This is a genomic window from Pseudogracilibacillus amylolyticus (SeqCode) (assembly GCF_051918545.1).
Lineage (GTDB): Bacteria > Bacillota > Bacilli > Bacillales > Amphibacillaceae > Pseudogracilibacillus.
On record NZ_JBPPZG010000087.1, the window covers coordinates 7,430 to 15,227 of the forward strand.

General features: G+C 34.5%; 7 protein-coding genes. All 7 read right to left on the reverse strand.

Annotation, left to right across the window (positions count from 1 at the left end):
* Nucleotides 1–279: 279 nt before the first annotated feature.
* Complete coding sequence (locus tag ACPYKA_RS10985; protein WP_479542336.1) at nucleotides 280–993, reverse strand: hypothetical protein; 714 nt, start codon at nucleotides 991–993, stop codon at nucleotides 280–282.
* A gap of 2 nt (nucleotides 994–995) precedes the next feature.
* Nucleotides 996–1,853, reverse strand: a complete 858-nt coding sequence (locus ACPYKA_RS10990) for an ABC transporter ATP-binding protein (protein WP_479542341.1) — start codon at nucleotides 1,851–1,853, stop codon at nucleotides 996–998.
* Nucleotides 1,853–2,218: a GntR family transcriptional regulator gene (locus tag ACPYKA_RS10995; protein ID WP_479542337.1), complete on the reverse strand. Its 366-nt coding sequence runs from the start codon at nucleotides 2,216–2,218 to the stop codon at nucleotides 1,853–1,855. The genes ACPYKA_RS10990 and ACPYKA_RS10995 overlap by 1 nt, the downstream gene beginning before the upstream one ends.
* 120 nt (nucleotides 2,219–2,338) lie before the next feature.
* Entirely contained in the window at nucleotides 2,339–3,187 is an 849-nt protein-coding gene (locus ACPYKA_RS11000; protein WP_479542342.1) for an SPFH domain-containing protein, read from the reverse strand.
* A 91-nt stretch (nucleotides 3,188–3,278) separates the two neighbouring features.
* Nucleotides 3,279–4,214, reverse strand: coding sequence for a dipeptidase (locus ACPYKA_RS11005; protein ID WP_479542338.1), 936 nt, complete (start codon nucleotides 4,212–4,214; stop codon nucleotides 3,279–3,281).
* A complete protein-coding gene (locus tag ACPYKA_RS11010) occupies nucleotides 4,201–4,926 on the reverse strand; it encodes a gamma-glutamyl-gamma-aminobutyrate hydrolase family protein (RefSeq protein WP_479542339.1) in 726 nt (241 codons plus the stop codon). The genes ACPYKA_RS11005 and ACPYKA_RS11010 overlap by 14 nt, the downstream gene beginning before the upstream one ends.
* Nucleotides 4,927–5,022: 96 nt before the next feature.
* Nucleotides 5,023–7,152: an ATP-dependent Clp protease ATP-binding subunit gene (locus ACPYKA_RS11015; RefSeq protein WP_479542340.1), complete on the reverse strand. Its 2,130-nt coding sequence runs from the start codon at nucleotides 7,150–7,152 to the stop codon at nucleotides 5,023–5,025.
* Nucleotides 7,153–7,798: the final 646 nt, after the last annotated feature.

Here is a 7,798-nt window from a genome sequence, read left to right on the forward strand (position 1 = left end):
ACAAGGAAGGCTCATCAGCCGCCCGTGGAAAGCGCAGTGTATTTCCGTAGCGGAGGACAATTACTATCCAACTTTACTCAACAGTTTATGGAAAATCAGTAATAAGGTTTATAAAAGTAACCAAAAAATCCGAACTAAATTTGCATCATAGTTCGGATTTCTCTTTGACTAAAACTTTTTTGGAAGGTAAGAAAAGACTTGCTTACTTCATAAGTGCAACTTTGGCTTTCGCCATAAAGGCTTGGTGATAATCCAAGTTTTCTAATAATCAATTACAAATTAAACAGTTACTCTTCTTAACAGGAAAAACGAAAATAAGTAGACGATTACACCAACTGTAAATAATTGATAAAAGAATGCAAAACTGAAATTATTATGAATCGCCAGAATAAAATCCAATAACCAGCCATTTGAAAAGCCAAAGACAATAATCATTACTAGAACCCCTAAGAAGCTAAAACCACCAATCAAGCCAAATCGGTAAAAAATGAGACCGATAATAAACATAACTGCTAGTAAGAAAAAAGAAATAGAAGTATCAATGACAATACGCATAATCCATGAATTTGCACCTAATAAATCGCCAATATGATTAAAGGTCATAGTTGTATCATTTTCCATGATTGTAATAATTCCATAATCTCGCTCTGTTCCAATTATCATGGATACAAATTTATTAACCGTATTAGAAATCACAGCATTTAATAAAGTCAATAAAAATGCGTAGACGCCAAAGCTAACAAATATATTTTTTCTTGTACTCCCCATCTTTATTAAATAAGGGAATGCGTTTTTTACTGTCCAATACCCAATGACTGCTGCAAAAATATAGACTGGTATTGAAAGTTCAAAAGCTATGTCTGTGTCTGGCATTAAAATAGTTGCTGCAATAGTAACGATTAATAAAGCCAATAAAATAGCCCAAAAGTAAGTCAGTGAATAACGAATATTAGCAAATAAATAATAAAGTGCGCCTTGAAATTGTTTCGACATCATTATGCCCCCTTTCCCGATTCTGTAAGATAAATCATCAGATCTTGGATTGGTATTCCTTCAACTTGTAAATTCGTTTTTTGCGCTTCCGCTTTATCTCCATAAATATATGCCGTCATCATATTCGCAAGTTGCTTCGTTTTCATCACCTTTTTATTATAAATAAACTTCTCGACCTCTGTTTTCTCTCCTGTAACCGTAAATGTTTGATCACGTAATACATCTGCTGTTTCTTGCAAAATTAATTTACCTTCTTGTAAAATAAGCACTTCTTCAAATAACAAACTTACTTCATCGATTAAATGAGTCGAAAAAATAACTGTACGTTTTTCTCGTTCATATTCTTCTAGTAAAATATCATAAAACTTCTTTCTAGCTGCTGCATCCATTCCAATATATGGCTCATCAAAAATAGTGATCGGAGCTTTACTCGCTAACCCAACAATTACCCCTAACGCTGATGCCATCCCTTTCGATAATGTTTTTATCCTGGATTTTTTATTTAGCTTATACTCTTCAATTAATTTGTCTGCTAATGCTTGATCCCAATTTGGATAAAATAGCGCATAAGATTGGAGTACTTGTTTGATTCTCATATCTTTATGAAAATTATCTCCTTCTTTTATGAGACAAATATTTTCTACTATATTCCGATTGTCGAAAGGATTTATCCCATTAATAAGAACTTCGCCTTGTGTTACTAATTGATGTCCTGCTAATATTTCCATGAATGTTGTTTTCCCAGCGCCATTTCGACCAAGTAATCCATATATTTTTGGCTCATTCAGTATAAATGAGACATCTTTTAATGCATCGGTTTGACGGTATTTTTTCGTTACAGTTCTTACTTCAATTTTCATCAATGCTTCCCCTCCTCTAACATTTTCACTAATTGTTCGGTTGTGATGTTTAATTTTTCTGCTTCCAATTTTAACGGAACGATATAATGATCAAAAAACTCATTTTTACGATTTTCCATTAATATTTCTTTCGCATTCTCTGTTACAAACATCCCGACACCTCTTTGTTTTCGTAATATATTCTCACTAACTAATTCATTCATTCCCTGTCTGGCAGTAGCAGGATTAATTTTATAATACTTTGCTAATTCATTTGTTGAGGGTACTCTTTCTCCGACTTTTATCGTTTCATTAATAATTGAGTCCTCAATAAATTCTTTAATTTGTACATATATAGGTCTGCTTTCATCCAGTTTATTCTTCATTTTGCCACCACCCTTTTTTTCGTCAGGTTAGTTACATGTATAATTAACTATATAAGTAAGTGACGTTTTTGTCAATAATTTTTGCAATAAAAAAAGACCATTTTCACATGGTCATAAATCTCACTCTTCTTTTATTGTTCCTGTATTAATAATCGGCTGCGCTCCATTATCTGCAACGATCGAAACTAGAAGATTATTTATCATCGTCACTCTTGTATCTTCGTTTAGTTTCACTGCCCCGTCTCGCTCTAACTGTTCGATCGCGTCTTGAACCATGCCGACCGCACCTTCAACAATTTGTTTTCTAGCAGCGACGATGGCACTTGCTTGTTGTCGTTGCAACATTGCTTGAGCAATTTCCGTTGAATACGCTAGATGTGTTAATCGCGCTTCCATAATCTCAACCCCAGCTACAAATAAACGTTCATCTACTTCAGTTTTTAATTCATTGGAAATTTCTTCAGCATTTCCCCGTAAAGTTAGCGCTTTTTCATCAAAACTGTCGTATGGATACTTTGTCGCTACTGCTCTAAGTGCTGTTTCACTTTGTATTTCAACAAACTCTTCATACTGATCCACATCAAAAACTGCTTTTGCTGAATCAACAACACGGAACACAATTACCGCGGCGATTTCGATTGGATTTCCATTCACATCATTCACTTTTAAACGTCTACTATGAAAATTGCGAACACGGAGAGAAATTTTTTTTCTTAACGAAAATGGTACAGTTATCACTAGACCTTCCTTACGTAAACTTCCAACATAGTTTCCGAAAAACAATACGACAACGGCCTGATTTGGTTGTATCAAGGTTAGACCAGTTGCTAAAATAATACCAATAACAGCGAATATAATTCCAACAAAAATCTGTTGATGAAAAAAATTTAAAATAGACACTCCTATTAAAATAGCAATCACGATAATGCCTAAATACCCATTCATGACCCATGCATCTTTTTCTGTAATCACAAACCTCACTCCTAAGTAGTGGTTATTTATTAGTTTTGCCAAATTTACTAGATATCATAATATCATTTTAACTTAAGAGTGAAGGAATTTAGAAAAGCTTTAATTTCTTTAAGTAATTTGTGAAATTTTCATTTGCAAAGCGATGAACTTGTTCTTCTGAATAATGTTTCAGTAGCTCATTAATTAAATGTTGATATTTTGATGCATCCTCTAAGTCTTTTACATGTTGATCAATCCCATCAAAGTCAGACCCAAATCCGATATTTCTTTCTCCGCCCAAAGAACAAATATGATCGATATGTTTAATTATATCGCTAATAGTAACTTGCTTATTGTCTTTTATAAAAGGCGGATAAAAGACTAGATGTATTGGTGCATCTTTTTTGATTAAAGCTTTAATCTGTTCATCGTTCAAATTGCGGGAATGATTGCAAATTTTTTTTGCATTAGAATGGCTAGCGATCGGATAATCTGCTAGTTCAATCACTTCCCAAAATCCTTTTTCAGATAAATGAGAGACGTCCGTTAATACTTGTTGTTTATTATTTTGCAATACTACATCTCGGCCAAGGACAGTTAGCCCAGCTCCACGAGGCTCACCTACTCCATCTGCACAAAGATTTGCGTTATTCCATGTCAGTCCTATAGATAAAATACCTGCTTTATATAAATGTTGCAGTTTGTGAATATCATTCCCAAATGACTCTGCTCCTTCTAATGTTAAAACTGCACCAATTTCGTGGTTTTTTAATTTATGTATTTGCTTCCACTTTTTTATATGGATCATTTCCGGATTTTTTGCAATAACTTCTGTACGGAATAAGTCTATTTGTTCTAATGTTTTTTTCCATATTTTATCTGATGTTGTATCTGGATCGAGAAAAATTGCAAAAAATTGAACTTTCACGTTTCCGGCTTGTAGCCTTTTATAATTTGTTTGCAAAGCGCTAGCATTTTGAAAGTTTATGCCTCTTGTTTGCTGAAGCTTATAAAGCGCATCACAATGGGTATCAATTATTTGCACGCTCATGTCTCCTTTCTTTACAGGCTTGAATATATCCACGATAAATATGTAATGATGTTTCATCTCCTTTTACAGCAAGATTTTCTGGATGCCACTGGAGACCAAGGACAAATGGATCATTACCACTTTCGATCGCTTCTATTATACCGTCACTTGATGTACCACTTGTGATTAAGTGTTTACCTAATGTCCGATTTGCTTGATGATGACGACTGTTCACTTTAATCTTATTTGTACCGACTAAGTTGTGGAGCAAGCTTCCTTCCACTATATGTACAAAATGTGAAGCATGACTTTTGATGGCATTTTGCTGATGTTGCAAGAGTGGTGTTTTTATTTGGTCATTAATATCTTGATACATATCTCCACCAATTGCAATATTTAAAATTTGGCACCCTCTGCAAACTGCTAAAATTGGTTTTTTTACTTTCCTTATATTTTTTATAAGGTCGATTTCAAATTCATCTCGTAATCGATTTATTTTTCCTAGATTTGGATGAGGTTCTTCTTCAAAAAAAGTTGGATCAATGTCAAATCCACCTGTTAAATAAAGGCCATCAATTATATCTATTACTTGCTGTCCCTCGTTCCCATAAGGAATAATTATCGGTATTCCACCGGCTTCACGTATAGCGGTAATATTATCTTCATGAAGATAATAAAGACCTTCTTCTTCATTGATCGAAGGAACGATTCCAATAATTGGCTTCATTTTTTAACCTCCAACATTCATATTCTTTACTATTATTTTATGCAGATGAAAACATAAAAAAACCGCCGAAATTAATTCAGCGGTTTTAAACGAATATTATCTATTCTTCACAACTATATTTTCATCTACAACTTCAACGATAACATTTTCGACTGTTTCATTTTCTAAAATTAAGTCTGTTAATTGATTTTCAATTTTATCTTGGATGACACGACGTAAAGGTCTTGCACCAAAACGTGGATCATGCCCTAACTTAACCAATTGTTTTTTCGCTTCGTCAGTCACTTCTATTTTTATTTCACTGTCCTCAATTGTTTCTTCTAAATCGTGAAGCATTAAGTCAACAATTTCGAGTAAGTTTTCCTCAGTCAATTCGTTGAATCTAATGATTCCATCAAATCGGTTTAAAAACTCCGGTTTGAAGTAATCACTTAAATTTTCAAATGTTGATACTGCTTCATTTGTTTTTTCAAATCCAACATTTACTTGTTTCACACCGGAACCAGCGTTACTTGTCATAATAATCACTGTATCTTTGAAGCTTACAGTTCTACCATGAGAATCCGTCAAATGACCATCTTCCATAATTTGTAGGAACATATTTTGTACGTCTGGGTGTGCTTTTTCAATTTCGTCTAGCAAAATAATTGAATATGGGTTGCGACGAACTTTTTCTGTTAATTGACCTGCTTCCTCGTGACCTACATATCCTGGAGGTGATCCAATAATTTTAGAAACAGTATGTCTTTCCATATACTCACTCATATCAAGTCGAATAAGTGAATCTCTTGATCCGAATAATTCTTCTGCTAACACTTTTGAAAGTTCAGTCTTCCCTACACCTGTTGGTCCGACGAATAAGAACGAACCAATTGGGCGATATTTTGATTTAAGACCAGCTCGGCTTCTACGAATTGCTTTTGCAATATTGTCTACCGCTTCATCTTGTCCGATAACTTTTGAACGTAAATGGTCAGCAAAATTACGCATTTTTTCTTGTTCATCTGCTTGAAGTTTTGTCACAGGAATACCTGTTTTTTCTTCCACTATTTGTTCAACATCTTTTAGAGTAACATTAGGACTTACATCTTGATTATTATCTTTCGCTTTTTCTAATTGTTTTTGTAATTGTATTTCTTGATAGCGTAAGTTCGCGGCTCTTTCATAATCTTCTTGCTCGGCAGCTGCTTCTTTTTCTTTTACCACTTTTTCCAATTGATCTTCTATCGTATCTGTATCTTGTTCGGCGTTTGCAAGGTTAATCCGTGATCCTACCTCATCCATTAAATCAATTGCTTTATCCGGTAAAAATCTGTCTTGGATATAGCGAGCAGATAAATTAACGAATGCTTCAATCACATCGTCTGAATATTTCACACCATGGAAATCTTCATAACGGCTTTTTAATCCTTGTAAAATTTGAATCGTTTCTTCATTTGTTGGCTCTTTAACAATAATCGGTTGGAAACGACGTTCAAGAGCAGCATCTTTTTCAATTTGACGATATTCTTTTAACGTAGTTGCCCCGATTACTTGTAACTCACCACGGGCAAGCGCCGGCTTCATAATATTACCTGCGTCCATTTGCGAGCTTTCGGCTGTGCCTGCTCCAACTAATAAATGAATCTCATCGATGAAAAGAATAACATCTGGACGACTTTTTAATTCTTCGATTAACTGTTTCATTCTTTCTTCGAATTGACCGCGAATGCCAGTATTTGCTACTAATGAAGCAACATCAAGTACATAGACTTCTTTGTTCATCAATTTCGCCGGAACATCGCCTTCAATCATTTTAAGTGCGAGTCCTTCAGCAATAGCTGTTTTACCTACGCCTGGTTCACCAATTAATACCGGGTTATTTTTATTACGACGGTTTAACGTTTCAATGACACGCTTAATTTCATTGTCTCGGCCAATTACCGGATCAATTTTACCATTACGTGCATTATCTGTTACATTCGTTCCTAATTCATCAAGTAATCCACCGCCACGTCCAGCATGTTGCTGTTTCGTAGTCGTTCTGCTCTGACCTTGTCCTCCCATAGCACCTTGGAAAAATGGATTAGAAAACATATCTCCACTGAAAAAATTATTTGAATCTGTTAATTGATCTTGGATTTTTTGAAAACAATCTCCACATAGCTGTAAATGTTTTCGTTCGTTATTAATTTGCATTGCCATATTTACCGTTGCTCTATTAACTCCACACTGTTGACATTTCATAAAGATTGTCCTCCTTTAAATTTGTTTTATTTCAGAGTTTGTTTATTAAAATTTATGTCTTTTGACTTTGACTATATTTGACCTTTGACTATATTATACACTGACCTATTTTGACTTTCAAGTGTTTTTTATAAATTTATTTTAAATTTTTATATAAAAAATTTAAAAATAGTATGCTGAATATAGTCAAACCTGTACATTCTTATTTAATCGTTTTTGTACATTTCTACATTATCATTTTTACCTTTTTGTCAGTACAAAAAAACTATCTTAATGATAAACACAAAATCTTATTAATCAACTTCCCATAAACCTCATTATTTCTAAACGTCGAAATTGATGAAAACTGCGCAGTTAATTCGAATAATGAATGTTTTACCGCTACAGAAACATACTCTGCATTAATCGGCTGTCACTATGCATGTTGGTAAACGACTCTGCATTTCTCAAGTTAGGGTGCAAGTTGCTCGAGTCGAGTAGAAGTTGCTCAAGTTGAGTTGAAGTTGCTCAAGTCGAGGGTGGAGTTGCTCAAGTTGGGGTTGAGGTTGCTCAAGTCAGGGGTGGAGTTGCTCGAGTTGGGGTTGAGGTTGCTCAAGTCAGGGGTGGAGTTGCTCGAGTTGGGGTTGAGGTTGCTCAAGTCAGGGGT